A 25,243-nucleotide genomic window follows, 5' to 3' on the forward strand; every position below is an offset into this window, starting at 1 on the left:
GAAACATATTCTAATGAGAAATTAACCAAATATTAATGGCGAACAATTTATTAATTGTTAAAATTATTGCATATGGCAAATAAATATATTATATTGTATTAAAGATACATAATCGGAGGTAAGTATGAAATTTTTATGGACAACAATTTTGGTGAATAATATGGAAGAAAGCTTGAAATTTTACCAGGAATTTTTAGAGTTGAAATTAGAAAGAAGATTCAGCGGAGCACCTGGAATGGAAATTTGTTTTTTAGGTGAAGGTGAGACAAAGATAGAGTTAATTTGTAATGAAAAAATAAAGAATATAAATCCAGGAAATGCGGTTACTCTTGGCTTTAAGGTTGATTCACTTGATAAGGCAGTTCAGTCTGTAAATAAAAGAGGAATTGAAATAAAAACCGGTCCTGTTCAGCCGAATCCGCATATAAGATACTTTATCATTCAGGACCCTAACGGAGTAAAGATACAGTTTGCAGAACAGCTTGACTGAAATCAGCAAATATAAAACTGAAATGCAGCATTTAATAAAGACGATATGAGGTTGGAGAATTTAATATATGAATGAAGATTGGAAAAAAAATATTGTTTTGTTTTTACTGAGCCAAATTATCTCATTGTTCGGGACTTCGTTGGTTCAATATGCAATAATGTGGTACATAACTCTTGAAACTCGGTCAGGAGTTATGATGACAATATCAATTTTATGTGGATTTCTTCCTATTTTTGTATTATCCCCATTTGCAGGGGTCTGGGCAGACCGTTACGACAGAAAAAAGTTAATTATTCTTGCAGATTCATTTATAGCGTTGGCGACACTCATTCTTGCAATTTTGTTTTACATGGGATATGAATCCATATGGCTGTTATTTGCTGCATCAGTCATAAGAGCCTTTGGCTCAGGAGTACAGACTCCTGCTGTTAACGCATTTATTCCTCAGCTTGTTCCCGAAGATAAGCTCACTAAGGTCAATGCTACTAACGGAAGTTTGCAGGCTATGGCTACACTGTTTTCTCCAATGGCAAGCGGAGCATTGTTAAGTTTGATAGGTATAAAAGTCATATTTTTAGTTGATGTTATAACTGCTGTAGTAGCAATATCAATTTTAGTTTTTTTTCTTCATGCTGCTCCACACGCAAAGGCATTGGAAGAGCATAAATTAAACTATTTTAAAGATATGAAAGAAGGAATAAAATATATTAACGAACGTCAATTTTTGAAGATATATTTTTCTTTTTTAGCTGTATTTTATGTATTGCTTGCCCCTCCGGCATTTCTGACACCATTGCAGGTCGCAAGAAGCTTTGGAAATGATGTGTGGCGTCTTACGACTCTTGAGGTTGTATTTTCGGCAGGCATGGTAATTGGAGGTGCTCTGATGGCATATTGGGAGGGATTCAAAAACAGAATACACACAATGGCGACAGCCTGTATTATTATAGGTGTGTGTACAGTGTTACTAGGCATTGTACCATATTTCTGGGTATATATTTCTATTATTTGTCTGTTCGGAGTAGCTATGCCAATACTTAATACTCCTGCCATAGTGTTGCTTCAGGAAAGGGTCGAAGCAAATTTTATGGGCAGAGTATTCAGCATTCTCGGAATGATATCAAGTATAATGATGCCTTTTGGAATGCTTGTTTTTGGTCCTGTTTCGGATTATGTAGAAATAGAAATTATTCTTTTGGTAACAGGTGGGATAATTATTGCAATGTCACTTTTCTTTGGGAAAAATAAAATTTTGATTGAAGCTGGGAAACAGGTACCGACTGATAAACTTGCACAGTAGGATGGAAATATTTATGGATATTATAAAAAAGCATTTAAGAAAGCTTGAAAAAAAAGAATTAAAAATTCTGAATAAAAAACAGGGAATTATGGGAGAAAAAATAGAACCCATAGTTAACAAAGTTGAGTCAAAAATACCAGATTCTTTAAAAAATACATTGGATGCGGCATTTTATAAGTCTTTTAAGCTTATTTTCAAAAATGGAACAAAGTATATTGAAAAACTGTACAATAAAAATAAAATACAATTCAATCACAATATTCATGACTACAACCTTAAAAAGAATTCAAATAGCAGAAGTATCAGGAGAATTGACGGGCATTCCAAAAAAAGTACTATGTTAAATGCATCTATTTCAACTCTGGAGGGCGCGGGCTTGGGATTATTGGGCATGGGAATACCTGATATTCCTCTTTTTTCGGCAATGATACTAAAAACCGTTTATGAGATATCATTAAGCTATGGGTTTCTTTATGAACTTGAAGAAGAAAAAATATATATTCTTAATATAATAAATGCTTCACTCACAAACGGAGAAAGACAGAGCAAATACAACCGAAGAGTGGATTTAATATCGGACAAAATAGATAATCATATTATGTTTAAATACGATTTGAACAAAGAAATACTAAATACATCAAAGATTTTATCAGATTCTATGCTTACAGCTAAATTTATACAGGGCATACCGGTTGTAGGCGTGGTGGGCAGCATATATAATTATTCGATAATAAATAAAATCAGCGGGTATTGTTTGATAAAGTACAAGAAAAGATATTTGAAAAATAATAAGAAATGATAAATTATAAAAATGCTTCTAAATACTTAATATGATACAATAAATAAAACAGATGAAATATAATCTCATTTGCGTGGGGTCAACAAGCCTGCAGCTTATGCAGATATGAACAAATTTTGAAACATTAGATAAAGCGGTGGAGAAATGTTACGAATTGCAATTTGTGATGACGAAAAAATTATATGCCGGCAGCTGGAGGACATGCTGCTGGAAATAGAAAACTGTATAAACCAGGAAATTGAGACGGATGTATATTATTCCGGGGAAGAGCTGTGCAAATCACTTAACAATAAAAGCAGGTATGATATAATATTGCTTGATATTGAGCTCTGCAAAATCAGTGGAGTTGAGGTAGGTAGGAAGATAAGGGATGAATTTGGTGATGAGCTTACTCAGATTGTATACATATCATTCAAGGAAAGTTATGCAATGGAATTGTTTGATATAAGACCACTTAATTTTTTAATAAAACCTGTCAGCATGGAAAAAATCAAAGAAGTTCTGCTGAAAGCGGTTAAGCTTCTCAATAAAGAGAATAAATTTTTTGAGTATAAAAACGGAAATGTTACAACCAACGTAAACATAAATGATATTTTGTATTTTGAAAGCAGGGGCCGCAAGGTCAATGTCATTCAGGATGGCGAAGTCAGCAGCTTTTACGGTAAGCTTTCAGAAGTTGAGGAGCAGATTAAGAATAATGATTTCATTCTGATACATAAATCATACTTAATAAATTTTAAGAAATGCATTGAACACACCTACGAGCATGTAAAAATGATTAATGGAGAAATTTTGACAATAAGTCAAAATAACAGAAAGACAGTCCGAGAAAAAATAATGCAAAGAAAGCTGAGAGAACGGCATGACAAATAATGTTGCTTCAGTATACCTTATAACAAATGCGTTCGGTACATATATAATTTATAGATTTATGCGCATTTTTTTTGATGTGGCTGAAACAGATAAGAAGGTAGAAGCGGTATCCTACTTACTTTATTTTTTTACTATAGGATTACTGTTCATTGCGTTTAACAATTCTACGCTTAATGTCTTTGCAAACTTAATTATGTTTTTTTTAATCACTTTTAACTATGAAGCTGCATTGAGAAAAAGAATTACAGTATCGATATCAATTTATGTTATACTTGCAATTATAGAGTTGTCCGTTGTATTGCCCATGCAATATTATGACATAACGATTATATCCAAGGATTCTGATCTCAAATTAATGGCCGCGCTAATAACAATAAAAATAATTACGTACAACATTATGCTTCTTTTGTCAAACTTTAAGAGGATTAAAAATGATGTTAAAGTTTCGGTTTTTCATTGGCTTTCAATATTTATAATACCTGCCGGTACATTGATTCTGGCATTGATGATGGTTATGAAAGCCAATCCTAATAACCTAACCGGAATAATTACAAGTGTGATTATACTTTTTATAATAAATTTATTTATATTTTACTTGTATGACTTTTTAATAAAATCTTATGATGAAAAAATGGAGAATGCTCTGCTTCAACAGCAAAATTATGCATATCTAGAGCAGCTTGAGATAATTAATCAATCAAAAGAAAATTTGAGAGTGTTCAGCCATGATATGAAAAATCATATGCTTTCAATAAAGACACTTATTGAAAATAATGAAAGCGAGAAGGCTCTGGATTATCTGAACAGTGTTTTTAAGTTCACAGATATAACGAATGAGTATTCCAAATCCGGGAATTTTGAGATTGACAGCATTCTTAATTACAAGCTCCATAATGCAAAATCTCTTGGTATAAATACGGATATAAGCATTAATGTTCCGGAGAGACTCAACATTTTGCCATTTGATTTAAGCGTAGTACTTGGGAACCTCCTTGATAACGCAGTAGAAGCAGTCTGCAAATGCGATGAAAAAATAATCAAAATAATGCTGGAGCTTGACAGGAATGTATTATATATAAGCATTTCCAATTCGTTTGCGGGAAATCTTCATTATGATGACGGCGTGCTGGCTACAACAAAATGTGATAAGCAAAACCACGGAATGGGAATTAAGAGTGTAATGAAGTCGCTGGAAAAATATAACGGTGCCATGGAGATACATCACAACGGCAATATGTTTTTTGTTGATGTGTTAATATATAATTGCTTGTAGGAAGTAAAGAAAATTTAATTATTACATAATTCCTGTTAATTATTACAATTAGCGTCGCACTTTATGTTTTTGTGATAGAATGTTCTCAGAATTATCATTAAATAACAATGGAGGATTTGCATTGAATGTCAATGATTATTTTAAGAAAATTTATACTGTGGCTTTTCGCCTTACAGGAGATGAAAAACGGGCGTCAGACATATCTCATAATGCAATAGACAATGTTTTTTTAGGTGAGTTATCAGAGAAAGTGCAGCCGCAGCTTTTCAAAAAAACTGCAGGTGAAGTTATTAGGCTGTTTGCGTTAGAATACATTAATGACAATAAGGTTTTTAAATATTCCTCAAGGCTGGAATCATATGATGAGCCGTTTCAATCCACGTTGATGTCTCTTGAACCAATAATGAGAATATCAATAGTGTGGAGAGATATTCTTGGATTTGAAATAGATGAAATTTCAGACAAAAATTATTCAAGACAAATACTTTATAAAGAGCTTAATGGTGCAAGATATCAAATAAAAACGCAATTGAAAAATACATTGCGGCAATAACCTGAACACTTAAGAAAATCAGGAGATATATTTAGAAAAAACTAACCTTGCATTAATGTAAGGTTAATTTTAATAATGTAAGATAATTCTATGGTTAATACTGGCCGATTTGGCTAATATTATTTATGAAACAGAGTTTAGAAATTTAATATTTGGAGAGTAAAATGAAAGTATTTAAAAGAAAAAAAGTATTAATTGCAGCACTTATTGTTATAGCAGCCTTGGCTGTTTTTACTGCCTTAAACAAGGATAAAGGCACAGCGGAAGTTTACGCTAATGCTGAAATTCTGGATACAAAGAGTATTGAGCAGATAATATCTGTAAAAGCTCCACTGGAGGGAATTGCAAAGGCAGATGTGGTGTCTCCATTAAACTATGAGATTATTGATATACGTGTCAAGGAAGGAGACATAGTTAAAAAAGATCAGGTATTGGCGGTGCTTGACAGCGAGGAGCTGGAAAAACAAATAGCTTCTGAAGAGAATCAGATAGAACTGTCTACCCTTGAACTTGACGAAAAGCTTAATGCTAAGCAGATAGAATATGACAATGCAATTCTTTCGGTTAAGGATCTTGAAGGAAATTATGAGCAGAACAAAGAGCTTCTTATAAACGAAATAATAACTCAGGAGGCATTTGACAAATTAGAAATGAGTTTGAAAGAAGCGAGAAAAAATCTGGAAAGCTTTAATGTAACAAACGGAAAAGTAGTTGCATCGTCTGCCGAGCTTAAGCGAATAGAAATCCAAAAGCAGGAATTGGAAAAGAAAAAAGAGGATCTTGAAAAAATATATGTTAAAAGTCCTATAGATGGTACAGTAACAAGAGTTAATGTAAATCTGGGAAGGTATGCCAAGGATACCGAAGACGAAAAAGCAATGTTTGTTGTTGAAAATCTCGACAAGCTTCAGATGAAGGTGTCTATCAGTGAGTATGATATAGGGAAGATAAAGACAGGCCAGGAGGTTGTTATACATTCGGATGTTATGGGAGCTGACACTGCGGAAGGAATTGTTTCCAGAATTTCTCCTACAGCTGAACAAAAAGATAACAATACGATGGAAAGAGTTATACCTGTAGTTATTGATGTAACAAAAAGGCCTGAAAATTTAATGGCTGGAGTTATTGCTACGGCAAAAATCAAAGTTGACAAGGCAGAGAATGTTTTTGCGGTTCCATCAGGAGCAATCATTACAGATGAAAACAATCAAAATAAAGTGTTTGTACAGCAGGATGATGGCTCAATAAAATCTGTGCTTGTTGATACAGGGCTCGTAACTGACCTTGAAACAGAAATAATAAGCAGTGAGCTTAATGCCGGTATGAAGGTTATTGTTAATCCGGATGCAAGTTTTACGGATGGTATGATTGTTACAATTAATGAAAATCAAGAATAAAGTAGGCGCAATATGAGCAATATGATATCTATTAGTAATTTAAATAAAACATACAAAAATGGTTCAGTTGAAGTTCATGCTCTTAAAGACGTAAGCCTGGAAATCAGTCATGGTGAATTTATAGCGATAATGGGACATTCAGGTTCGGGAAAATCAACTTTCATGAATATATTAGGATGTCTGGACAGGCCATCGTCAGGAGAATATCTGCTTGAGGGGATTAATATCAAAGACCAGACTCAGGATGAACTTTCGTTTATCAGGAACAAAAAAATAGGATTTGTTTTTCAGGCATTTAATCTCATACCTAGAACCAGTGTTCTTAAAAATGTGGAGCTTCCTATGGTATATGCCAAGACAAAATCTTCTTACAGGAAAAAAAGAGCGATGGAGCTTCTGGAAAAAGTAGGGCTGGCTGAAAGAATAAATCATCTGCCAAACGAATTGTCAGGGGGTCAGAAGCAAAGGGTTGCAATAGCCAGAGCTCTTTCAAATAATCCGCCCATTATTCTTGCCGACGAACCCACAGGCAATCTTGATACACAGGCTTCGGAAGAAATAATGGAGATATTTAAGACACTGAATAAAGAAGGAAGCAGTGTAATTTTGGTAACCCATGAGCCGGATATAGCAGAATTTGCGAACAGGATAATAGTTTTCAGAGATGGATGTATTATCGAAGACCGAAAGAAGGAGGCTGTAAGATGATTTGGATGGAAAATGTAAAAATAGCTGTTCAGTCCATAATATCCAATAAAATGAGATCTCTTCTTACAATGCTTGGAATAATAATCGGTATTAGTTCTGTAATTGCAATAGTGGCAATAGGTGACAGCATGAAGGGCGTTATGGATGATATATATAAGGACATAGGCAAAAATCGTGCATACATATATACTAACATAGAGGATTACCGTTCTACAGATTTTTTTAACAGGGATGATATGGAGCTTCTTAAAGAAAGATTTGGAGATAAAATTTCATATTTGTGTCCTTCAGAATCAATAAGAAGTGATGTTACTCATAATAAAAATATTATTAAACTTAGTATGGAATGTGTTGATTATAACTTAAGTGACGTACAGAAGATTAAGATGCTATACGGAAGAATGATAAACAAGAGTGACGTGGACAGAAAAAGCAAGGTGGTTGTCTTGGAGCAAAGCGCGGCTATGAAGCTGTTCAATAAAGAAAATGTAACGGGACAGACAGTAAGGGTTGAAATAGAAAATAATTTGGAAGATTTGCTTGTAGTAGGCGTATACAAGAATGAGGAGTCACCTGTTTTATCTATGCTGCAGGGGCAGAAAACCTATGAGGACAGCTATATACCTTATACTATGGCTTTTCCTGACAGCTATTCTTTTTACGGGTTGGATGTCTTTATCGGAGAAAAATATCCTGTAAGCCAAACAGGTGACGAGATACTGTCATATATAGCAGGGCTTAAGAACAGGCTGCCTGAAAATTACTGGTTTTATACAGTGGAGGAAGATCAGCAGACGGTTGATGGAATATTAGGTGGCATGTCCATAGCTGTTGCTGCCATAGCGGCCATATCCTTATTGGTTGGAGGCATAGGCATAATGAACATAATGCTTGTTTCGGTAACAGAAAGAACAAGGGAGATAGGTATAAAGAAGGCACTTGGTGCAAGAACAAAAGATGTTTTGTTTCAGTTTTTGATTGAGTCTGCTACATTGTCGGCACTTGGAGGAATTGTTGGAACGTTGTTGGGCATCGGACTTGTTATGCTTGGCGGAAAAATAATCTCGCTTCCTATTGTTGTAAATCCTGTATCAATAGTGGTAGCCGTAGCCTTTTCTATGATAATTGGTGTATTTTTCGGATACTACCCTGCCAGAAAAGCAGCAAAATCCGACCCTATTGATGCTTTAAGATATGAATAAGTCATCGACACTTCATTTGTAATGAAAGGGAAAGTAAATGGCTTTAATAGGCAGAATAGAAAACAAAAAAGGAAATTTAGCTACAATTTTAGTAAAAAAAGAATTACCCTGTGGAGATAATTGCAGAAAATGCTCCGCAGGGTGCATTTTTTTGGTATATATATACAAGCAAATGTAGTTGAAGACATAAAGCCCGGAGACTATGAAACAATTATAGAAAAGGGCAGTTTCGTACTGGATTCCAGAATTATGTTTTATGCAATATCCACAATCATTATTGTAGGTTCTGTAACCGCGGTTCAGATGTTTCCATGCATTCAAAATAAGGCAAAGAATTTTACCGTAGGAGAGAAACATAATCCTAGATAGACGTACAATATTTTGTGTGTAAACATAAGAATAAGAATGCATCAATAGAATAAATATATAAATATGCAAGAATATGAAAAAATATTTGACACAACCTTCAAAAAGTGCTAATATACGTTTATGTTAAAAAATATAAGGACAATTTTGGAGGATAAAATGAAAAAGGTAATATCTATTATATTAATGATGACCATGGTTTTTGTTCTGTCAACAGGATGTAGCTCCGATTCAGGCAGTGAACAGCCTGCAGAGACACCAGCCGATGTTGAAAATAATAAATTAGTAATGTACACTAATGCGGAATTTGCTCCATTTGAGTATTTTGAAGGAGAAAAGGTTGTGGGTGTTGATCCTGACATAGTTCAGGAAATAGCTAATGAAATGGGAAAAGAGCTTGTTATAGAGCATACGGATTTTGACAGCCTCATTCCTTCACTTGTAGCAGGCAAAGCTGATTTGGTGGCTGCAGGAATGACTATAAACCCTGAAAGGGCAGAAGAAGTTGATTTTTCAATACCTTATGTTGAATCAATTCAAAATATTATTTCCAAAAATGATGCTGAGATTACAACCATGGAAGATTTAGAAGGTAAGAAGATCGGTGTACAGTTGGGGACTACGGGAGACCTTGCTATAAGCGATGCAGTAGATCTTGAGGACGGAGACTTGTACAACACAGGCGCGGAAGTAAAGACATATGCAAACGCATTGGAAGCGGCACAGGATTTATTGAACGGAAGAATTGATGCGGTTATTGTAGATGAAATGCCTGCAGAAGAAATTGTAAAAAATAACAGTGAAGAGTTAGTAACATGCATATTTGGAGAAATAAGCGAACAATACGGAATAGCGGTAGAAAAAGGCAATACAGAGCTGCTTGAGGCTGTAAACAAGACTCTTCAAAAGCTTTTAGATGAAGGTAAGATTGAAGAGCTTATAGCTAAGCATTCTAATTAGGATTGGATTAAGGACGATCTGCTTGCGGAGATCGTCTTTTGTTTGCAGAGGAGTGAGATTTTGTTAGACGAATTTATAATAAACTTTACTAAGACATTTATTAAGGATGCAAGATATAAATTATTTCTTACGGGTATAAAGAATACAATATTAATTGCTCTTTTTGCCACACTTATGGGAATATTAATAGGGTTGATAGTTGCAGTTATTCGATATAGCGCCAAAAATAACAAAAAAATGTATATTCCGGACTTGATTTGCAGGTTATATGTCACTGTTATTAGAGGAACGCCTGTGGTTGTACAACTTTTAATAATGTACTATGCAGTATTTGTAAATATGGATAATACTATATTTATAGCAATCATGACTTTTGGAATTAATTCAGGAGCCTATGTTGCAGAAATAGCGCGAGCAGGAATTGAATCTGTCGATAAGGGTCAGATGGAAGCAGGATTATCACTTGGCCTCAGTAGCAACAGTACGATGTTTCACATAATACTTCCTCAGGCTGTAAAAAACATATTGCCTGCATTGGGAAATGAGTTCATTGCTCTTTTAAAGGAAACTTCAGTAGTTGGATTTATTCCTGTTATTGATTTGACCAATGCTGGAAATCTAATTCGAAGCAGGACATACGAGCCATTCTTTTCGCTGTATACAGTAGCTATAGCATACCTTGTAATGGTTCTTGGTATGGGTGCAGTGCAGAAAAGATTGGAAAGGAGGCTTTCTCAAAGTGATAGAAATTAAAAATGTAAACAAAAGCTTTGGCGAGAACCATGTTTTGAAGAATGTGAATACTTCTGTCAGCAGAGGTGAGAAAGTTGTAATCATAGGCCCATCTGGATCTGGAAAGAGCACGTTATTAAGATGCATGAACCTGTTGGAGATTCCAAATTCCGGAAACATATTTTTTGAAGGTGAAGCTATTACAGATAAAAAATGCAAAATAAATAGCGTAAGGCAGAAAATGGGGATGGTGTTTCAACATTTCAATCTTTTTCCTCACTTAACAGTATTGGAAAATATTACTTTGGCTCCGGTTAAACTGGGCCTTCAAACTAAAACTGAGGCAGAAGAGATTGCGGTAAAGCTTTTGGAAAGAATAGGACTTGCAGATAAGAAGAATGAATATCCCAATAAGCTTTCAGGAGGACAGAAGCAAAGAATAGCAATTGTAAGATCGCTTGCTATGAAGCCGGAAATAATGCTTTTTGACGAGCCTACATCGGCTCTTGACCCCGAAATGATTGGAGAAGTGCTTAATCTTATGAAGGATTTGGCGGAGGAAGGCATGACGATGGTTGTTGTTACTCATGAGATGGGCTTTGCGAAAAGTGTTGCAAACAGAATATTATTCATGGATGACGGGCAGATATTGGAAGAAAATAATCCAAGTGACTTTTTTACAAATCCCAAGCACGAAAGAGCAAAGGAATTTCTGTCCAAGGTTTTATACAATATATAAAATCTGACTGATATTTTATGAATGGATAGTTTATGAAATCTATCCAGTTAATTTCAGAAGATCTGTAGAAACAAATTACTATTTGTTTTAAATTTAGGGTTAAATTCGCACAAATAATTGATATTGCAATAATAGAATTATTTTTATGATTAGTTTTTTTATGTTAAAAAATTCTGTAATAACATGCAATTTTAAGTTTTGTAATATAGACTTGCATGCCGTAATTTGTTCTGGTATAGTGATGATGACATAAATTTAAGGAAGCGTATTTAATTTAAATGAACAAAATGAATAAGAAACAGATAAACAATGAAATTAACAGGTGGCAAATGTCCGAATCTATTATGATAGGTATACTTTTAGCCTTTTCAGGAGGATATATGGATGCATATACCTATGTTTTCAGAGGTAAGGTTTTTGCCAACGCACAGACAGGAAATATTATACTTCTTGGAATAAATATTTCAGGATTAAATTATTCGGAAGCTGTAAGGTATCTGATTCCAGTAATATCATTTATAGCTGGTGTTTTTACTGCACAGATGTTGAAGCTTAAGTTCGGTAATACCAGAAAGATTCATTGGCGTCAAATCGGAATACTGGTAGAGATTATTATAATGCTGGTGGTGTCTCTTATGGGAACTGACCTGAATCTGGTTGCTAACAGTATGATTTCTTATGCATGCGGAATTCAAGTTCAAAGCTTTAGAAAGATACACGATAATTCTTTGGCTACGACTATGTGTATAGGAAACCTGCGTACGGCTACAGATTTACTTTGTGGCTCAATAATTAAAAAAGACACTTCGTTATTTCACAGAAGCATATTTTATTACGGAGTCATATTTATATTTACAATCGGTGCAATTTCAGGTAAAAACTGCATTGCAATACTTGGGCAACAGGCAATACTTGTAAGTGTAGTAATTTTATCGATTGTATTTCTATTTATGTTTTTCGAAAAAGAGGTCGAGATAGATATATTAAGAGCAGGTCAAAAAAATAAAAGAAAGTTCAAATGAACTTTAAAAAGTTAAACTTTATAATTAATATGATTTAATTGTTACGCCTTATTTAATTGAACTTGAAAAACTCCCGAAGTGCCAGTCAATAAATGTATGACTTTTGCTTCGGGAGTATGTTTTTTCTTATTTCTTAACAAGTTGCAGATCTACTGGTATCATGCTTTCAACCTGCTCACCATTTAGGATTTTTACTGCTGTTTCAACACCCAGAGAACCTATTTCCTTTGGAAGCTGCTCAACTGTTGCTGCCATCTCTCCGCTTTCAACCGCTGCTTTTGCATCGTCGGTGGCATCGAAACCTACAACAAGTATATCTCTTTTTGAAGCTTTAATAGCTTCTATGGCTCCTAGAGCCATTTCATCATTGTGAGCAAATACGGCATTTATTTCAGTCTGAGCTTGAAGAATATTTTCCATTACTGTCAGCCCCTCAGCTCTGTCAAAGTTTGCTGTTTGCTTTGCAACTACCTCAATATCTGTTTCACTTATTGCTTCGTTAAATCCTTGGCCCCTGTCTCTTGCTGCAGAAGCACCTGGGATGCCTTCAAGCTCAACAACTTTTCCATTTCCGCCCAGAAGCTCAACTATGTATTCTCCTGCCAGTCTGCCGCCTGCAACGTTATCGGATGCAATGTGAGATACAACTTCACCGCCGTTAGCACCTCTATCCAAAGTTATTACAGGTATGTTTGCATTGTTAGCTGCTTCAACGGCGCTTTTAACAGCATCGGAATCTGTAGGGTTAATCATGATGATATCAACACCTTGGTTAATTAAATCCTCTACATTTGACATTTCTGTAGCGGAGTCGTCCTGAGAGTCAAGAGTAACAAGTGAAACTCCCAGTTCCTGAGCCTTTGCCTTGGCACCTGCCTCCAAGTCTACAAAGAAAGGATTGTTTAATGTTGAAATTGCCAGTCCTATGGTTTTTGTTTCTTCGCCGTCTGGATTTTCATTTTTACCGCATCCTGTAAACAGAGACAGTATCATTAGCGTTACAACAACAAAACTCAAAAATTTTTTCATAAATTCCTCCCTAATTAAAAGTTTTATTTTTATCTTGATAATTTTTGTTTTCTATCAAGAAGTACAGCGGCAAGTATTACTATGCCTTTTGCAACATCCTGGTAATAAGAGGATACTTGCATTAAGTTCAGGGCATTGTTCAGTACGCCGATTATGAGAGCTCCTATTGCCGTACCTGCAATTGTTCCTATCCCTCCAGCCATGCTTGTTCCTCCAAGAACAACTGCAGCAATAGCATCAAGCTCATATCCTGCTCCTGCCGTGGGCTGTGCTGAGCCCAACCTGGCTGTAATCAATATTCCAGCCAGTGCGGCCATCATTCCTGAGGCTGAATATACAAACAGCTTAACGCGGTTGGTTTTAATTCCAGAATAAATTGTTGCTTCCTCATTGGAACCTGTTGCATAAATATATCTTCCTATGCGGGTGTGATTTAGTATATAGTATGCAATGATAAATACTAATATCATTATATAAACTGGAATAGGTATTGGGCCGATAAAGCCTGAACCTATTTCTCCGAAAGCTTCGGATGCTTCTGTGCTTCCAGTGCTTATTGGTCGTCCTTGTGTAAATACAAGAATTATACCTCTTAGCAGAGTAACGGTGCCCAGAGTTGCAATAAAAGGTTGCAACCGTCCTGCGGTAATAAGTGTTCCGTTAAGAAATCCTATAAATGTTCCCAGCAGGAGAACGACAATTACAGCAATAAATACATTTGTGCCAGATGAAATCATGGCAGCCGCCACAGCACCACAAATTCCCAAAACCGATCCAACAGATAAATCAATCCCGCCAATTAGTATTGCAAACGTCATTCCAGTAGCTATTACAGCATTAATTGATGTTTGCCTTAGAACAGTAAGAATATTGCCCCAAGTCAAAAATCTGGGGTTGAGAATTGCAACAATAATTGAAGTGATAAGCAATACTATCAGAGGTTTGTTTTTAAGCAGCTTTTTTAATAATTTATTCATTATACTACATCCTTTCCTACGGCGAGGGTCATAATTGCCTCCTGTGTAGCATCCTTTTGCTGCAAAAATCCAGAGATCTTTCCCTCGTGCATGACCATTATTCGGTCGCAAATTCCAAGGATTTCAGGTATATCGGAAGACACTACTATAATGCACATGCCTTTGGTTTTGAATTTATTTATTAAATCGTAGATGTCTTTTCTCGCTCCAACGTCAACTCCACGTGTAGGCTCATCCAGAATGAGTATTTTCGGATTTGTATTTAAGTTTTTTGCAATGGATACTTTTTGCTGGTTTCCGCCGCTTAAATATTTTAAAAGCTGTTGTGTCCCGGCAGTTTTAATTGACATTGTTTCTATATAATTATTTGCCGAAGTTTCTTCCTTGCTTCTGTTGATTAAGCCTGTAGCATTTGTAAATTTTTTAAGAGATGATAGAGTTATATTTTCTCGTACATTCATTTCGTTTATTATTCCGTTAGATTTCCTGTCCTCTGAAACATATGCTATACCCAAATTTAAGGCATTCATGGAAGATGAAATTTTTACTTTTTCACCATTTAAGAAGATTTCCCCATTGTATGGATAGATTCCATAAAGAGTTCTCATAAGTTCGGTTCTTGAAGAACCCATTAAGCCTGCTACACCTAGTGTTTCGCCTTGTCTTATCGTAAATGAAACATTTTTTACAAACTGATTCGAAAGGTTTTCCACTTTCAAAACTTCAGGGCCGGCCACCGTTTTAATTCGAGGATATTGCTCATTAAGTTTTCTGCCAACCATCATTTCAATTACTTTATCTTCATCAGTTTCCTTAATTGATTTTTCTCCGATTAACTCTCCGTCTCTCAATACTGTTACATCATCACAAATTTCAAATATTTCCTGAAGTCTATGAGATATGTACACAATGCTTTTTCCTTCAAATTTCAAGTCATTTATTACATTAAATAATTTTTGTGTTTCTGATGGGGTCAAGGCACCGGTTGGCTCATCCATGATGATAACATTTGCATCAATAGAAAGTGCCTTTGCAATTTCAACCAATTGCTGCTTTCCTACACTTAAGTTTTTAACTAATTCTTTGGGGTTCTCATTTAGCCCTAATTTTTTCAGCCAGTATTCAGAATCAGAGTAAAGTTTGCTCCAAAGAATTCGCCCACGTGCCGATACAGGCTCTCTTCCCAGGAATATATTTTCTCCTATGGACAGATCTTTGACCAAGTTTAGCTCCTGATGTATAATGGCGATTCCGGCTTGTTGAGAGGATCGTGTATCATTGAAATTAACTTGAAGCCCGTTCAGATAAACTTCGCCGCTTGTTTTTAAGTAAACTCCGGTAAGTATTTTCATGAGGGTTGATTTTCCGGCTCCGTTTTCTCCTACAAGAGCCATGGCATGCCCTTTATAAATGTTGAAATTTACATTTTTTAATACATTAACACCTGAAAAATCTTTATTGATATGTTTCATGGATACTGCAATGTCTTTCAATTAATCACCACCCGGAAACTGATTATATATTAGAATGTTACTCCAGATACTAGAATTATGTTGGCATAGGACTTATATTCACCTGTTCTTACAACAGCTTTTGTACCTGCAGTCAGTTTCTTGAATTCTTTATGAGCGACATATTCAACGTCTATAGATCTAATTTCTTCCTTCTCTATACTTTTTATTATTTTTATTATCTTATTGTTCAATTCCGGATTGCTTTCAATTATTTCCTGCGCAAGTATAACCCTTTCAATAAACAGCTCGTCCAGTACTGCCGTCAATACCGGAATAAGCTCAGGCAGTCCCTTTGCCACAGCCAGATCTATCCTTTGAACTCCATCCGGAACAGGAAGACCGCAGTCGCCTATGGTAATTGAATCCGTATGTCCCATTTTTCCTATAACGTATGAGATTTCAGAATTTAACAGACGTCCTTTTTTCATTCTACCACCTGCTTTATCATTGATTATACAGAGCTTCTTTCTATTATTTCTGTATTTAGTATGATTACTTCTGCTTCTTTGTTTACCTTTTTATCGGAGCTGTTTAAATTTTTTAATAGCAGCTCCATAGCCATGTAACCCATTTCGTAGTTTGGCTGTCTGACGGTAGTAAGAGAAGGTTCAACAAGTCCTGCCAGATATATATCATCAAAACCAATTATGCCTATATCATCAGGAATATTGAAGCCGCGCTTCTTAAGCTCCTTAACAGCTCCCACTGCAATTAGATCATTACCGCAAAATATGGCATCAAAATTCTTGTTCTCAGATAACAATTCAATAATACCATTTTTTCCCCATTCAATTTTATATTCACCGTACTTAATAAGTTTTTCATCATATTCCAAACCATTGTCACATAAGGCTTTTCTATATCCGGCTAATCGGTCTCTTGCTGTACGTGTTTTTAAAGACCCTGACAGATATGCTATTTTTTTATACCCTTTATTTATAAGGTGGACAACGCCATTGTATGCTCCTTCTAAATTGTTTACCAAGACCTTTCCGCAAATGTTTTTGGAATAAAAATCTCTGTCTATCAAAATTACAGGAACCTTGCACCGCTCTAATATTCCGGACATTTTTTCACTGTTGGAAGAGTGCGCGATTATAATACCGTCAGCCATTTTTTTTGTAAGGGTTTCAATGTGCTTTTCTTCCACTTCAAGCTTATCATCCGTATTGCAAAATATAATGCTGTAGCCCGATTCATTTGCCTTGTCTTCGGCTCCTCTGGCAACACCGGGGAAAAAGGGATTTGTAATATCAGGAAGTATCAAACCTACAGTATGAGTTTTTTGCGTTACGAGACTCCCTGCCATGGCATTTGGAATGTAGTTATATTTTTTTACTGCATCCAGAACTCTGGTTCGGGTTGCATCTGTAATACTTTTATCCTTGTTGTTTAAAATCATCGAAACTGTGGCAATGGATACGCCAGCTTCTTTTGCGATTTCTTTAATTGTAATTTTCATATTGCACACCTATTTAAACGTTTAACTAAATTATAATACTAAATATTGGAAAAGTCAACAATAAAAGCAAACATTTTCCAAAACAAAAATGTTTTTTAAAATTAATGTAGAATAAATTTAGGTATAATATAATATAGCAGGGTAATTAAAAACCTGTCTGTTTTACCCGATTAATATATTTTAAGCAATCCGATTGACGGTTTGCACACACAATGATAAAACTAATTTAAAATTATAAGGTGGAAAGTAAATGACAAAAATATCGGTTAAAAACCTTGAATATTTTGGAATTATGGATGAGGCAACAAACGAAAATCACTTGGGCTGCAACCAAGAATGGTATGTAAAGCACTGGCAGAGAACGGCAGGATGCGGACCTACGGTTGCTGCCGGTATTGTTTCATATTTACAAAAAAATCGTGGATTGGATAAGGCGAGTTGTCTTAAAATGATGGAAGAAATGTGGAATCATGTTACGCCAACAATAAGAGGAGTGAACAGCACCGGCTTATTTTGTAGCGGACTTTTATCATACTCCGAAAGCAAAGGAATAAAGCTAATATATTACTCTGTAGATGTGCCGGAAAAAACAGATGTCAGACCGCCTTTTAAAAGTCTAATTGAATTTATTTCGTCATCCTTGATAAATGACATACCTGTAGCATTTCTAAACTTGTGTAACGGAGAAGAAAAGAATTTGGATAAATGGCACTGGGTTACAATTGCCGCTTTGGAATATGAAGATGATTTAAGCAGTGCATATGCAGAAATACTTGATGAAGGTATTAAAAAGCGAATTAATCTTTTGATGTGGTATAATACCACAATGCTGGGTGGAGGATTTGTTTCTTTTTATTTTGATGATAAAAATCACTGATTAGGATAATGAGCCCAATCAGTGATTTTTGATAATGTTAATGTTTATCGCACCATATTCATATATGCCTTTCTTTCAGGCATGGGTTTTTCTATTTTGCCTTCGCTAAACTCTATCAGCTTCATGAGCCAAGCCATATTTTTCCCAAGGATTCGCATTATTTGAACACCTTCATCATCCTTGACAGCTTCACCAGGTCTCAAACCAAAAATAACGTTCCAGTAATTTGATGTGGGCATAAGCATTTCCGAATAGCTTATGTAATTGTTCAACTGGTTGAATGCAGGGATTCCTCCTGCTCGTCTGACTGATATAATGCCTGTTCCGACTTTATGTCTGAATAATCCGTTGTTTGCACTCCCCACATATGTAGCCCTGTCAAGAAAGGCTTTCATTGTGGAGCTGATATCTGAAAAGTGAACTGGAGAGCCAAATATTATTCCATCAGCTTCCTTCATTTTTTGAATCCATTCGTTAACTTCATCATCAATTATACATCGTTCATTCCTTGACTTAAAACAGGAGTTACATGCAGTGCAGCCTTGGATTTTCTTGTTTCCTACATGAATTATTTCAACATCAATATTTTCATTTATTAGTTGATCAGCCACTATTTTTATTGCTTCATAAGTATTTCCTTCTTTTCTGGGACTTCCGTTAAATGCAACTACTTTCATAAATTACCTCCTAATCCATTTAAGACATTATACTAAAATGAGTAGCTTATTACAATGATAAGTGCAGTAATAATAGAAATATTTTAAGTATTGTGGTATAATAATACGACTCAATAAGCGGAGAATTATATGAAAAATAAAAGTAAAAAAATAAAAAATATAAAATTGCAATATTCTTTAAGAGTAATTGCTATATGTGTTATTTCAATGCTTTTATCAATTATTATTAACGAATTTGGAATAGGAAAAGAAAATACTTTGATGGTTTTTATCGTAGGGGTGCTGGCTGTTACCATAGTAACACGTGGTTATGTCTACAGTGCGATTGCATCAATAGTAAGTGTGCTCATGTTCAACTATATGTTTACAAATCCAGTGCACAGCCTTAAAATAAGCAATACTCATGATATAATCTTGATGATGTTTTTCCTGATTGCAGCTTTAATTTCAAGCAATATGACATCAAAGCTTCAATATCAGACTGAATCATCCAAGCGAAATGAAAAAACAGCAAAATTTCTGTATGAAATAACAAAGGGTTTTTTAAATGTAACTGGGAACGAAAACATTATTTTGAAAGGTATAAAATATATAAAGGAATATGCCGGCTATGATTGTTGTGTAAAATTAAACAGTGAGGAAAAAGTATATGGTACGCTGGGATCGACAGAATATAGTAAAGTTGATGAAATAAACACTATGATTGTTCCTATAAAAGGAGTAGCAAAACAAAGAGGTGAAGTGCGAATCATTATTGACGACGCCTTATCACAGGAAAAGGACATGTTAATTAAAGCAATAGTTCATCAGATGGCTATAATCTTGGATAGAGAATTTATTTATGAAGAGAGGCAGAAGATAAAGGTTGACATTGAAAGAGAGCGTCTTAAGAGTACCCTCTTAAGGAGTATCTCTCATGATATCAGAACACCTCTGACAAGTATCAAGGGTGCTAGTGAACTAATATGCGATAATTATGATAATTTAGACGAAGATAATATTAAGAAGTTGGCATCAGATATTTTTGATGAATCTACATGGTTAATGAAGACGGTACAAAATATTCTTGATATGACGAGAATAAATGAAGGTAAACTTACTGTTAAAAAAAGCTATGAAGCTGTAGATGATATTGTAAACCAAACGTTATCTCTGGTGCCGCGGCTTCATGAGACGGGAAGACTTTGCGTAAAAATTCCTGATGACATAGTTCTTGTTCCAGTTGACGGCAGGCTTTTTGTTCAGGTATTGGTTAATTTGCTGGATAATGAATATAAGCATGCAGGAGAAAGTGCCGATATATGCTTAAGTGTGTATGTTGAAGATAAATTTGTTATATTTGAAGTTTCAGATAACGGTATCGGAATTGAGCCATCTATGTTGAATAAAATATTTGACGGATTTGTTACCCGCCAAAAGAACAATATTGCGGATGGCAGCTTAGGTGTCGGATTGGGGCTCAGCATATGCAAGGAAATTGTAAATGCACACGGAGGTAAAATTATTGCTCATAATTTAAAAGCCGGAGGGGCATCATTCAAAATAGAGCTGCCTATGGAGGTTGAATAATGGATAATAAAATATTGATAATAGAAGATGACAATAAAATAGTAAACTTTATGTCTATGGCATTAAAAGCTAAGGGATATTCAGTAATAACGGCAAGAAACGGAAACGACGGAATTTTATATTTCTGTACCGAAACTCCTGATATCATTTTGCTGGATTTAGGACTTCCTGATATGGATGGTATTGAAATAATCAATAAGATAAGAGAAGTTTCAAATATTCCTGTAATAATTGTCTCGGCCAGAGAACAGGACTATGATAAAATTGCAGCTCTTGATGCAGGGGCAAATGATTATGTTACAAAGCCATTTTCAATGGGAGAGCTGCTTGCCAGAATAAGAGTAATGGAAAGGCTTATTGAAAGGGAAGTTTTACCTTCTGCTGAAATTATTTACAAAGTGGACTACTTAACTGTCGATATTGAAAAGCACAGAGTATATGTTGACGACGATGAAATACACCTTACTCCGATTGAGTTCAAGCTGTTGGTTCTGCTTATTAAGAACAGGGGAAAGGTCATAACGCACAGCCAGATATCAAAAGAAGTATGGGGCTATGGTGAAACTGGGGATTCTAAAAGCATAAGAGTATTTATGGCAAGTCTGAGAAGAAAGATAGAAAAGGATACATCAAATCCAAGGTATATTCTAACTGAAATCGGTGTCGGATATCGATTTGCAGATGAATAAAAGTTTGATAATTTTGCCAATAAGAAGCGCCTAAAACGGCACGCAATCACAGTGTATTCAGATATGCGTGAGATTGCATGCCAGAGCGGGAAACCAATCAAAAAAATTTTAAACAGCTAAAATAATATATTTTATTTGATTTATATATTATTTGTAAATTTTTGAACCTCTTCTGATTTGCCTATGATAATGAGATTATCATTTTTTCTGAATGTATAGTCTGCCTTTGGCATTGTAATATCATTTCCGTTTTTAATAAGAAGTATATTAATATGGTGTTTTTTTCTTACGTTTATGTTTTCTATACTTTGCCCTATCCAATCTTGAATAATTGGTGTTTCAAAAATAGAATATTCCTTAGTAATTGAAAAGTAATCCAGTACATTGTTTGCACTGCATCTTGTTGCTAGTTTCTCAGCCATGTCCTTATCTGGATATACAACTTCATCTGCGCCGTTTCTTAATAGAAATTTGGCCTGTATATCCCTGCTTGATTTTGATATTACATACTTGGCACCCAAATCCTTTAGTAAGGATGTTATTTCCAAGGAAGACTGAAAATTATCGCCTATTGTTACAAAGCAAATATCAAAATTGCTTACACCAAGTGCTTTTAATACATCTTCTTTTGTGCAGTCTCCGATTTGAGCATCGGTGACTAGAGATGACATTTCATCTATAATAGATGCATCCTTATCAACTATCATTACGTCATTTTTTAAATCTGACATTTTCAGTGCTAGATGAATTCCAAATGCGCCCATTCCTATAATTAAAACTGATTTCATAATACCACCTACCCGATAATGATTTTTCCGTATGGTCTGCTAAGCGGAGATGTTTCTTTCTTCTCAGCCAAAACAGCAGCCATTGATAGCACTCCTACTTTTCCTCCGTACATGAGAAAAGAAATAATAATTTTAGAAAAATTACTCAATAACGGTGTAATTCCCAATGATAAACCTACAGTGCCGATTGCTGAAATTACTTCAAACATTGTCTCTTCCAGACTGAAATTTTGAGTTGCACTTATAAGCATTACAGCTAAAAAAATAGTTGAAATATAAATGACCGTGATTGAGCTTGCTTTTTTCAGAGAATCTGTTTCAAGTCTTCTTTTAAATATAGTAATGTCTGAAAGCTGTTTTGCCGATGACAAAGCGGTGATGATTAATGTAACAAAAGTGGTTGTTTTTATACCGCCTGCTGTAGATCCGGGGCTGCCTCCGATAACCATTAATAGCATTGTAAGCAGATACCCTCCTTCAGACATGGTGTTTAAATTAATAGTGTTAAATCCAGCTGTTCTGGGAGTTATGGAATGAAATAGTGCTGACAGTATTTTCTCTCCCAAGCTCATATTTATCATGCTGTGCTTTGACTCCATTGCTAAAAATATGGCTGCACCTCCAAGTATCAGAGAAATTGTAGCAGTAAGAACTATTTTGGTATGAAGACTGTATTTGTTGAACTTAAATAAATTTTTAGCAATATCATCCCATACAACAAAACCAATACCTCCTATTACTATTAGCCCCATTACTACAATATTTACAACAACATCGTTCGCATATGAAGTGAGTGATGAAAATTGACCGTATCTGCCCATTAAGTCAAAGCCCGCATTGCAAAATGCGGAAACCGAATGAAATATACCGTTATATAATCCTAAGTAAAAGCCCATTTTAGGGCAAAAACGCAGTGAAAGAAATATGGTTCCTATACCCTCAAAAATAAATGTCCTTATTAAAATTTTTTTAACAAGAAATACAATTCCTCCTATTTTCAATGTATTTGCCGATTCCATCAATAATCTTCTTTCCTTCAAACCTATTTTTCTTCTAAGAAACATTGAAAATAAGGTAATTATAGTCATAAAGCCAAGTCCGCCTACCTGGATGAGCACAAGTATAACTATTTGTCCAAATAAAGACCAATGAGTATAGGTATCGTATAGTACAAGGCCGGTTACACAAAACGCAGAGGCTGCGGTAAACAGTGAATCTATATATGGTGTAGGCATGTTGTTTCTTGATGATACGGGAAGACTCAAAATAATTCCGCCTGCTATTATAATTAACAAAGTACCAAACACAATGATTTCAGTATAAGTCATTTTTAGGTTTTTTATTTTAAACATATTATCTCCTTGTGGCCTTGCTGTTAAGCAGCATTAATACGATTTCAGGTGCTGAGGATTTACCGTCAATACACGTAATTTCATTTTCTTCATATATATTTTTGTTATATTGCTTATTGCATATTGCAAATATAATTTTTATTTTCATTAATTTAGACGCTATAGAGCATGCTGTCAGATTTTCCAAATCATCATCATTGACAGCCAGCATACAGCTGTAATTACGAGATTTATCCAATTTGTCAATATCGTTAAATATATCTGAAGTTAAATCCTTCTGCATCAGCAAACAGCTTATTTCACGGCATACAGCTTTGTTGCCGTATATTAAAACATCTTTTTCTCTGCAAACAAAATTATTATTGGAATTGCAGTGATTTTTAGAAGGAGGTTCGATAATAGTATAAATTTTATCTATAAAAATGAAATTAATTAAGAATACTGCAATAAGCGATAATATAATAGCTGCATTCATACTGAGCTCCTTAATTTTATTGTAATTATTATAATATTATTGACATTAAAAATGTATTAAGTTATGTATCAGGGTGTTAATATTGTATAAGTAACAAAACGTAAAATAATTACTGCCTGATAATTGATACTTTGACTGTGCACTTTCTTTCGTAAAAATATATTATATGTGAATTCTGATTATATTAACCGGATTTTTACTTATTTAATTTGTTATGAGCATAAAAAGCGGTATTTATCGATACAAACTCAATATCTGCAGTGAAATTAAATAATATTTGCGGATATTTAGTGGTAAAAAATCAAATTAACATTTAATTATTAATATTTTATTAAATTTTTAATGGTAATTTTTATTTTGGTTATACTATTTATGAAAAACTAATATTAAATTGGAGGATAATTATGAAGAAACTTGCATTATTGGTATGTGTACTTATGTTGCTCAGCATGGTGGCATGTACTGAGGATAAAAATAATGATTTGACTGAAGATATTACTGACGGCAATAATTCAGTAGGTAATGATGTTGTTGATGAGGGTACGGTTACAGATAATGAAACTAATGATATGACCGACACCCAGACTCTGACAGGGACTGCTCAAGGATATGGCGGAGAAGTGAGCGTAACAGTAAAAGTTAGCGGCGATGACATTATGTCTGTTGAGGCTGTGGGTGAAAAGGAAACCCAGGGTGTAGGTTCTAATGCCTTAGATCAGCTTCCGGCAAAAATAGAAGAAGCTGATTCGACAGATGTAGAAAGTATTTCCGGAGCAACTGTTACGAGCGATGCTATTAAAGAAGCCGTTGACAATGCTTTAGAAGGAATGAAATAAATATGTTGAATGAAAAACCAGGTTGGACTTAATCATAAAGTCTAACCTGGTTTTTTATATACTTAGTTTTAACTATTTAGTTTTAACTATTTTAATTATATACTGAGGTTAATATAAGTGATGTTGATGTTTCTTTAATGCAGTCAATTTTATGTAGTTCGTCCTGCAAGGACTTTAATCCAAGTGGTGATATGCATCTTACTTTCATCAATATGCACCATGTTCCTGTAACAATGTGGCACTCTTCAATAATGAGATCGGCAATTTTAAGGTTTTTTAATTGCTCTAAAAATTTATCATAATTAGTGGTTCGCACTCTTAAAGAAATCATTGCATTAGTCTTATAACCGAGCATGGACCAATTTATTTCGGCCTTGTATCCGGAAATTATTCCTTGCTCTTCGAGTTTTGTAACTCTGTTATGAATGGCAGGTCTGGACAAATTTAAGCGTTTTGATAATTCTTCATGCGAAATTCTGCCTTCTTTTTCAATATTTTCAATTATAAGCATATCCAATGAATCCATTTTATTACCTCTTAAACCAATTAATAATTTTATATTGGAACAAATCTAACATTGTTTT

The 25,243-nt window shown here is 34.7% G+C and carries 28 protein-coding genes; 18 read left to right on the forward strand and 10 right to left on the reverse strand.

All coding sequences use genetic code 11. From position 1 onward, the window contains the following. Window positions 1-124: 124 nt before the first annotated feature. The 14 genes from RBQ61_RS08280 (at window position 125) to RBQ61_RS08345 (ending at window position 12,414) form a co-directional block, all read left to right on the forward strand. Window positions 125-490 carry a VOC family protein gene (locus RBQ61_RS08280; protein WP_213924220.1) on the forward strand — a complete coding sequence of 122 codons (366 nt, stop codon included), beginning with the start codon at window positions 125-127 and terminating at the stop codon, window positions 488-490. A 67-nt stretch (window positions 491-557) separates the two neighbouring features. After that, window positions 558-1,790 carry an MFS transporter gene (locus RBQ61_RS08285; RefSeq protein WP_308140014.1) on the forward strand — a complete coding sequence of 411 codons (1,233 nt, stop codon included), beginning with the start codon at window positions 558-560 and terminating at the stop codon, window positions 1,788-1,790. A gap of 13 nt (window positions 1,791-1,803) precedes the next feature. Beyond that, entirely contained in the window at window positions 1,804-2,589 is a 786-nt protein-coding gene (locus tag RBQ61_RS08290) for an EcsC family protein (RefSeq protein WP_308140015.1), read from the forward strand. Between the two features lie 144 nt (window positions 2,590-2,733). After that, entirely contained in the window at window positions 2,734-3,462 is a 729-nt protein-coding gene (locus RBQ61_RS08295; protein ID WP_308140016.1) for a LytTR family DNA-binding domain-containing protein, read from the forward strand. After that, window positions 3,452-4,735 (forward strand): sensor histidine kinase, encoded by a 1,284-nt coding sequence (locus RBQ61_RS08300; RefSeq protein WP_308140017.1) that lies wholly within the window; start codon window positions 3,452-3,454, stop codon window positions 4,733-4,735. The genes RBQ61_RS08295 and RBQ61_RS08300 overlap by 11 nt, the downstream gene beginning before the upstream one ends. Before the next feature lie 121 nt (window positions 4,736-4,856). Beyond that, window positions 4,857-5,288, forward strand: a complete 432-nt coding sequence (locus tag RBQ61_RS08305) for a hypothetical protein (RefSeq protein WP_308140018.1) — start codon at window positions 4,857-4,859, stop codon at window positions 5,286-5,288. 164 nt (window positions 5,289-5,452) lie between these two features. Continuing rightward, complete coding sequence (locus tag RBQ61_RS08310) at window positions 5,453-6,685, forward strand: efflux RND transporter periplasmic adaptor subunit (protein ID WP_308140019.1); 1,233 nt, start codon at window positions 5,453-5,455, stop codon at window positions 6,683-6,685. 12 nt (window positions 6,686-6,697) lie between these two features. Continuing rightward, window positions 6,698-7,393: an ABC transporter ATP-binding protein gene (locus tag RBQ61_RS08315; protein ID WP_308140020.1), complete on the forward strand. Its 696-nt coding sequence runs from the start codon at window positions 6,698-6,700 to the stop codon at window positions 7,391-7,393. Further along, a complete protein-coding gene (locus RBQ61_RS08320; protein ID WP_308140021.1) occupies window positions 7,390-8,595 on the forward strand; it encodes an ABC transporter permease in 1,206 nt (401 codons plus the stop codon). The genes RBQ61_RS08315 and RBQ61_RS08320 overlap by 4 nt, the downstream gene beginning before the upstream one ends. A 129-nt stretch (window positions 8,596-8,724) precedes the next feature. Then, window positions 8,725-8,964, forward strand: coding sequence for a hypothetical protein (locus RBQ61_RS08325; RefSeq protein ID WP_308140022.1), 240 nt, complete (start codon window positions 8,725-8,727; stop codon window positions 8,962-8,964). Between the two features lie 156 nt (window positions 8,965-9,120). Continuing rightward, window positions 9,121-9,921: a basic amino acid ABC transporter substrate-binding protein gene (locus RBQ61_RS08330; RefSeq protein ID WP_308140023.1), complete on the forward strand. Its 801-nt coding sequence runs from the start codon at window positions 9,121-9,123 to the stop codon at window positions 9,919-9,921. Window positions 9,922-9,981: 60 nt separating this feature from the next. Beyond that, entirely contained in the window at window positions 9,982-10,674 is a 693-nt protein-coding gene (locus RBQ61_RS08335) for an amino acid ABC transporter permease (protein ID WP_308140024.1), read from the forward strand. Next, window positions 10,661-11,392, forward strand: coding sequence for an amino acid ABC transporter ATP-binding protein (locus RBQ61_RS08340; RefSeq protein WP_308140025.1), 732 nt, complete (start codon window positions 10,661-10,663; stop codon window positions 11,390-11,392). Before RBQ61_RS08335 ends, RBQ61_RS08340 begins: the two co-directional genes overlap by 14 nt. A 287-nt stretch (window positions 11,393-11,679) precedes the next feature. Then, the gene (locus RBQ61_RS08345) at window positions 11,680-12,414 is read left to right on the forward strand and encodes a YoaK family protein (protein WP_308140026.1); all 735 of its coding nucleotides are present in this window, start codon (window positions 11,680-11,682) and stop codon (window positions 12,412-12,414) included. 126 nt (window positions 12,415-12,540) lie between these two features. On the opposite strand, the gene rbsB is transcribed toward RBQ61_RS08345, so the two are convergent. The 5 genes from rbsB to RBQ61_RS08370 are packed head-to-tail and all read right to left on the reverse strand — an operon-like array spanning window position 12,541 to window position 17,396. Beyond that, complete coding sequence (gene rbsB, locus RBQ61_RS08350; RefSeq protein WP_308140027.1) at window positions 12,541-13,443, reverse strand: ribose ABC transporter substrate-binding protein RbsB; 903 nt, start codon at window positions 13,441-13,443, stop codon at window positions 12,541-12,543. A 29-nt stretch (window positions 13,444-13,472) separates the two neighbouring features. Beyond that, window positions 13,473-14,420: a ribose ABC transporter permease gene (gene rbsC, locus RBQ61_RS08355; RefSeq protein WP_308140028.1), complete on the reverse strand. Its 948-nt coding sequence runs from the start codon at window positions 14,418-14,420 to the stop codon at window positions 13,473-13,475. Then, window positions 14,420-15,913: a sugar ABC transporter ATP-binding protein gene (locus tag RBQ61_RS08360; RefSeq protein ID WP_308140029.1), complete on the reverse strand. Its 1,494-nt coding sequence runs from the start codon at window positions 15,911-15,913 to the stop codon at window positions 14,420-14,422. Before RBQ61_RS08360 ends, rbsC begins: the two co-directional genes overlap by 1 nt. Window positions 15,914-15,942: 29 nt before the next feature. Continuing rightward, on the reverse strand, window positions 15,943-16,362 hold the full coding sequence (rbsD, locus tag RBQ61_RS08365; protein WP_308140030.1) for a D-ribose pyranase: 420 nt from the start codon (window positions 16,360-16,362) through the stop codon (window positions 15,943-15,945). 23 nt (window positions 16,363-16,385) lie between these two features. Continuing rightward, entirely contained in the window at window positions 16,386-17,396 is a 1,011-nt protein-coding gene (locus RBQ61_RS08370) for a LacI family DNA-binding transcriptional regulator (RefSeq protein ID WP_308140031.1), read from the reverse strand. A 250-nt stretch (window positions 17,397-17,646) separates the two neighbouring features. Here RBQ61_RS08370 and RBQ61_RS08375 point away from each other — a divergent pair, with 250 nt between their 5' ends. Continuing rightward, window positions 17,647-18,273 carry a hypothetical protein gene (locus tag RBQ61_RS08375; protein ID WP_308140032.1) on the forward strand — a complete coding sequence of 209 codons (627 nt, stop codon included), beginning with the start codon at window positions 17,647-17,649 and terminating at the stop codon, window positions 18,271-18,273. A gap of 44 nt (window positions 18,274-18,317) precedes the next feature. Here RBQ61_RS08375 and RBQ61_RS08380 read toward each other — a convergent pair whose 3' ends face one another. After that, a complete protein-coding gene (locus RBQ61_RS08380) occupies window positions 18,318-18,950 on the reverse strand; it encodes a flavodoxin family protein (protein ID WP_308140033.1) in 633 nt (210 codons plus the stop codon). A gap of 129 nt (window positions 18,951-19,079) precedes the next feature. On the opposite strand from RBQ61_RS08380, the gene RBQ61_RS08385 reads away from it, so the two are divergent. Beyond that, on the forward strand, window positions 19,080-20,519 hold the full coding sequence (locus RBQ61_RS08385) for a DUF4118 domain-containing protein (RefSeq protein WP_308140034.1): 1,440 nt from the start codon (window positions 19,080-19,082) through the stop codon (window positions 20,517-20,519). Continuing rightward, window positions 20,519-21,208 (forward strand): response regulator, encoded by a 690-nt coding sequence (locus RBQ61_RS08390; RefSeq protein ID WP_308140035.1) that lies wholly within the window; start codon window positions 20,519-20,521, stop codon window positions 21,206-21,208. The genes RBQ61_RS08385 and RBQ61_RS08390 overlap by 1 nt, the downstream gene beginning before the upstream one ends. A 140-nt stretch (window positions 21,209-21,348) precedes the next feature. Here RBQ61_RS08390 and RBQ61_RS08395 read toward each other — a convergent pair whose 3' ends face one another. From RBQ61_RS08395 to RBQ61_RS08405, 3 genes are read right to left on the reverse strand one after another with little or no spacing between them, the layout of a single operon-like run. Continuing rightward, window positions 21,349-21,996, reverse strand: coding sequence for a TrkA family potassium uptake protein (locus RBQ61_RS08395; RefSeq protein WP_308140036.1), 648 nt, complete (start codon window positions 21,994-21,996; stop codon window positions 21,349-21,351). A gap of 8 nt (window positions 21,997-22,004) precedes the next feature. Then, on the reverse strand, window positions 22,005-23,348 hold the full coding sequence (locus RBQ61_RS08400) for a TrkH family potassium uptake protein (protein ID WP_308140037.1): 1,344 nt from the start codon (window positions 23,346-23,348) through the stop codon (window positions 22,005-22,007). A gap of 1 nt (window position 23,349) precedes the next feature. Then, window positions 23,350-23,823, reverse strand: coding sequence for a hypothetical protein (locus RBQ61_RS08405; RefSeq protein WP_308140038.1), 474 nt, complete (start codon window positions 23,821-23,823; stop codon window positions 23,350-23,352). 404 nt (window positions 23,824-24,227) lie between these two features. On the opposite strand from RBQ61_RS08405, the gene RBQ61_RS08410 reads away from it, so the two are divergent. After that, window positions 24,228-24,659, forward strand: a complete 432-nt coding sequence (locus RBQ61_RS08410) for an FMN-binding protein (protein ID WP_308140039.1) — start codon at window positions 24,228-24,230, stop codon at window positions 24,657-24,659. 91 nt (window positions 24,660-24,750) lie between these two features. Here RBQ61_RS08410 and RBQ61_RS08415 read toward each other — a convergent pair whose 3' ends face one another. Continuing rightward, complete coding sequence (locus tag RBQ61_RS08415) at window positions 24,751-25,185, reverse strand: Lrp/AsnC family transcriptional regulator (RefSeq protein WP_213924197.1); 435 nt, start codon at window positions 25,183-25,185, stop codon at window positions 24,751-24,753. Between the last annotated feature and the right edge of the window lie 58 nt (window positions 25,186-25,243).

It is taken from the genome of Sedimentibacter sp. MB35-C1 (assembly GCF_030913635.1).
GTDB lineage: Bacteria > Bacillota > Clostridia > Tissierellales > Sedimentibacteraceae > Sedimentibacter.

Coding starts and splice junctions, on each gene's coding strand:
- RBQ61_RS08280 (WP_213924220.1), top strand. CDS start 125: ATGAAATTTTTATGGACAACAATTTTGGTGAATAATATGGAAGAAAGC.
- RBQ61_RS08285 (WP_308140014.1), top strand. CDS start 558: ATGAATGAAGATTGGAAAAAAAATATTGTTTTGTTTTTACTGAGCCAA.
- RBQ61_RS08290 (WP_308140015.1), top strand. CDS start 1,804: ATGGATATTATAAAAAAGCATTTAAGAAAGCTTGAAAAAAAAGAATTA.
- RBQ61_RS08295 (WP_308140016.1), top strand. CDS start 2,734: ATGTTACGAATTGCAATTTGTGATGACGAAAAAATTATATGCCGGCAG.
- RBQ61_RS08300 (WP_308140017.1), top strand. CDS start 3,452: ATGACAAATAATGTTGCTTCAGTATACCTTATAACAAATGCGTTCGGT.
- RBQ61_RS08310 (WP_308140019.1), top strand. CDS start 5,453: ATGAAAGTATTTAAAAGAAAAAAAGTATTAATTGCAGCACTTATTGTT.
- RBQ61_RS08315 (WP_308140020.1), top strand. CDS start 6,698: ATGAGCAATATGATATCTATTAGTAATTTAAATAAAACATACAAAAAT.
- RBQ61_RS08320 (WP_308140021.1), top strand. CDS start 7,390: ATGATTTGGATGGAAAATGTAAAAATAGCTGTTCAGTCCATAATATCC.
- RBQ61_RS08325 (WP_308140022.1), top strand. CDS start 8,725: ATGCTCCGCAGGGTGCATTTTTTTGGTATATATATACAAGCAAATGTA.
- RBQ61_RS08330 (WP_308140023.1), top strand. CDS start 9,121: ATGAAAAAGGTAATATCTATTATATTAATGATGACCATGGTTTTTGTT.
- RBQ61_RS08345 (WP_308140026.1), top strand. CDS start 11,680: ATGAATAAGAAACAGATAAACAATGAAATTAACAGGTGGCAAATGTCC.
- rbsB (WP_308140027.1), bottom strand. CDS start 13,443: ATGAAAAAATTTTTGAGTTTTGTTGTTGTAACGCTAATGATACTGTCT.
- rbsC (WP_308140028.1), bottom strand. CDS start 14,420: ATGAATAAATTATTAAAAAAGCTGCTTAAAAACAAACCTCTGATAGTA.
- rbsD (WP_308140030.1), bottom strand. CDS start 16,362: ATGAAAAAAGGACGTCTGTTAAATTCTGAAATCTCATACGTTATAGGA.
- RBQ61_RS08370 (WP_308140031.1), bottom strand. CDS start 17,396: ATGAAAATTACAATTAAAGAAATCGCAAAAGAAGCTGGCGTATCCATT.
- RBQ61_RS08375 (WP_308140032.1), top strand. CDS start 17,647: ATGACAAAAATATCGGTTAAAAACCTTGAATATTTTGGAATTATGGAT.
- RBQ61_RS08380 (WP_308140033.1), bottom strand. CDS start 18,950: ATGAAAGTAGTTGCATTTAACGGAAGTCCCAGAAAAGAAGGAAATACT.
- RBQ61_RS08385 (WP_308140034.1), top strand. CDS start 19,080: ATGAAAAATAAAAGTAAAAAAATAAAAAATATAAAATTGCAATATTCT.
- RBQ61_RS08390 (WP_308140035.1), top strand. CDS start 20,519: ATGGATAATAAAATATTGATAATAGAAGATGACAATAAAATAGTAAAC.
- RBQ61_RS08395 (WP_308140036.1), bottom strand. CDS start 21,996: ATGAAATCAGTTTTAATTATAGGAATGGGCGCATTTGGAATTCATCTA.
- RBQ61_RS08400 (WP_308140037.1), bottom strand. CDS start 23,348: ATGTTTAAAATAAAAAACCTAAAAATGACTTATACTGAAATCATTGTG.
- RBQ61_RS08405 (WP_308140038.1), bottom strand. CDS start 23,823: ATGAATGCAGCTATTATATTATCGCTTATTGCAGTATTCTTAATTAAT.
- RBQ61_RS08410 (WP_308140039.1), top strand. CDS start 24,228: ATGAAGAAACTTGCATTATTGGTATGTGTACTTATGTTGCTCAGCATG.
- RBQ61_RS08415 (WP_213924197.1), bottom strand. CDS start 25,185: ATGGATTCATTGGATATGCTTATAATTGAAAATATTGAAAAAGAAGGC.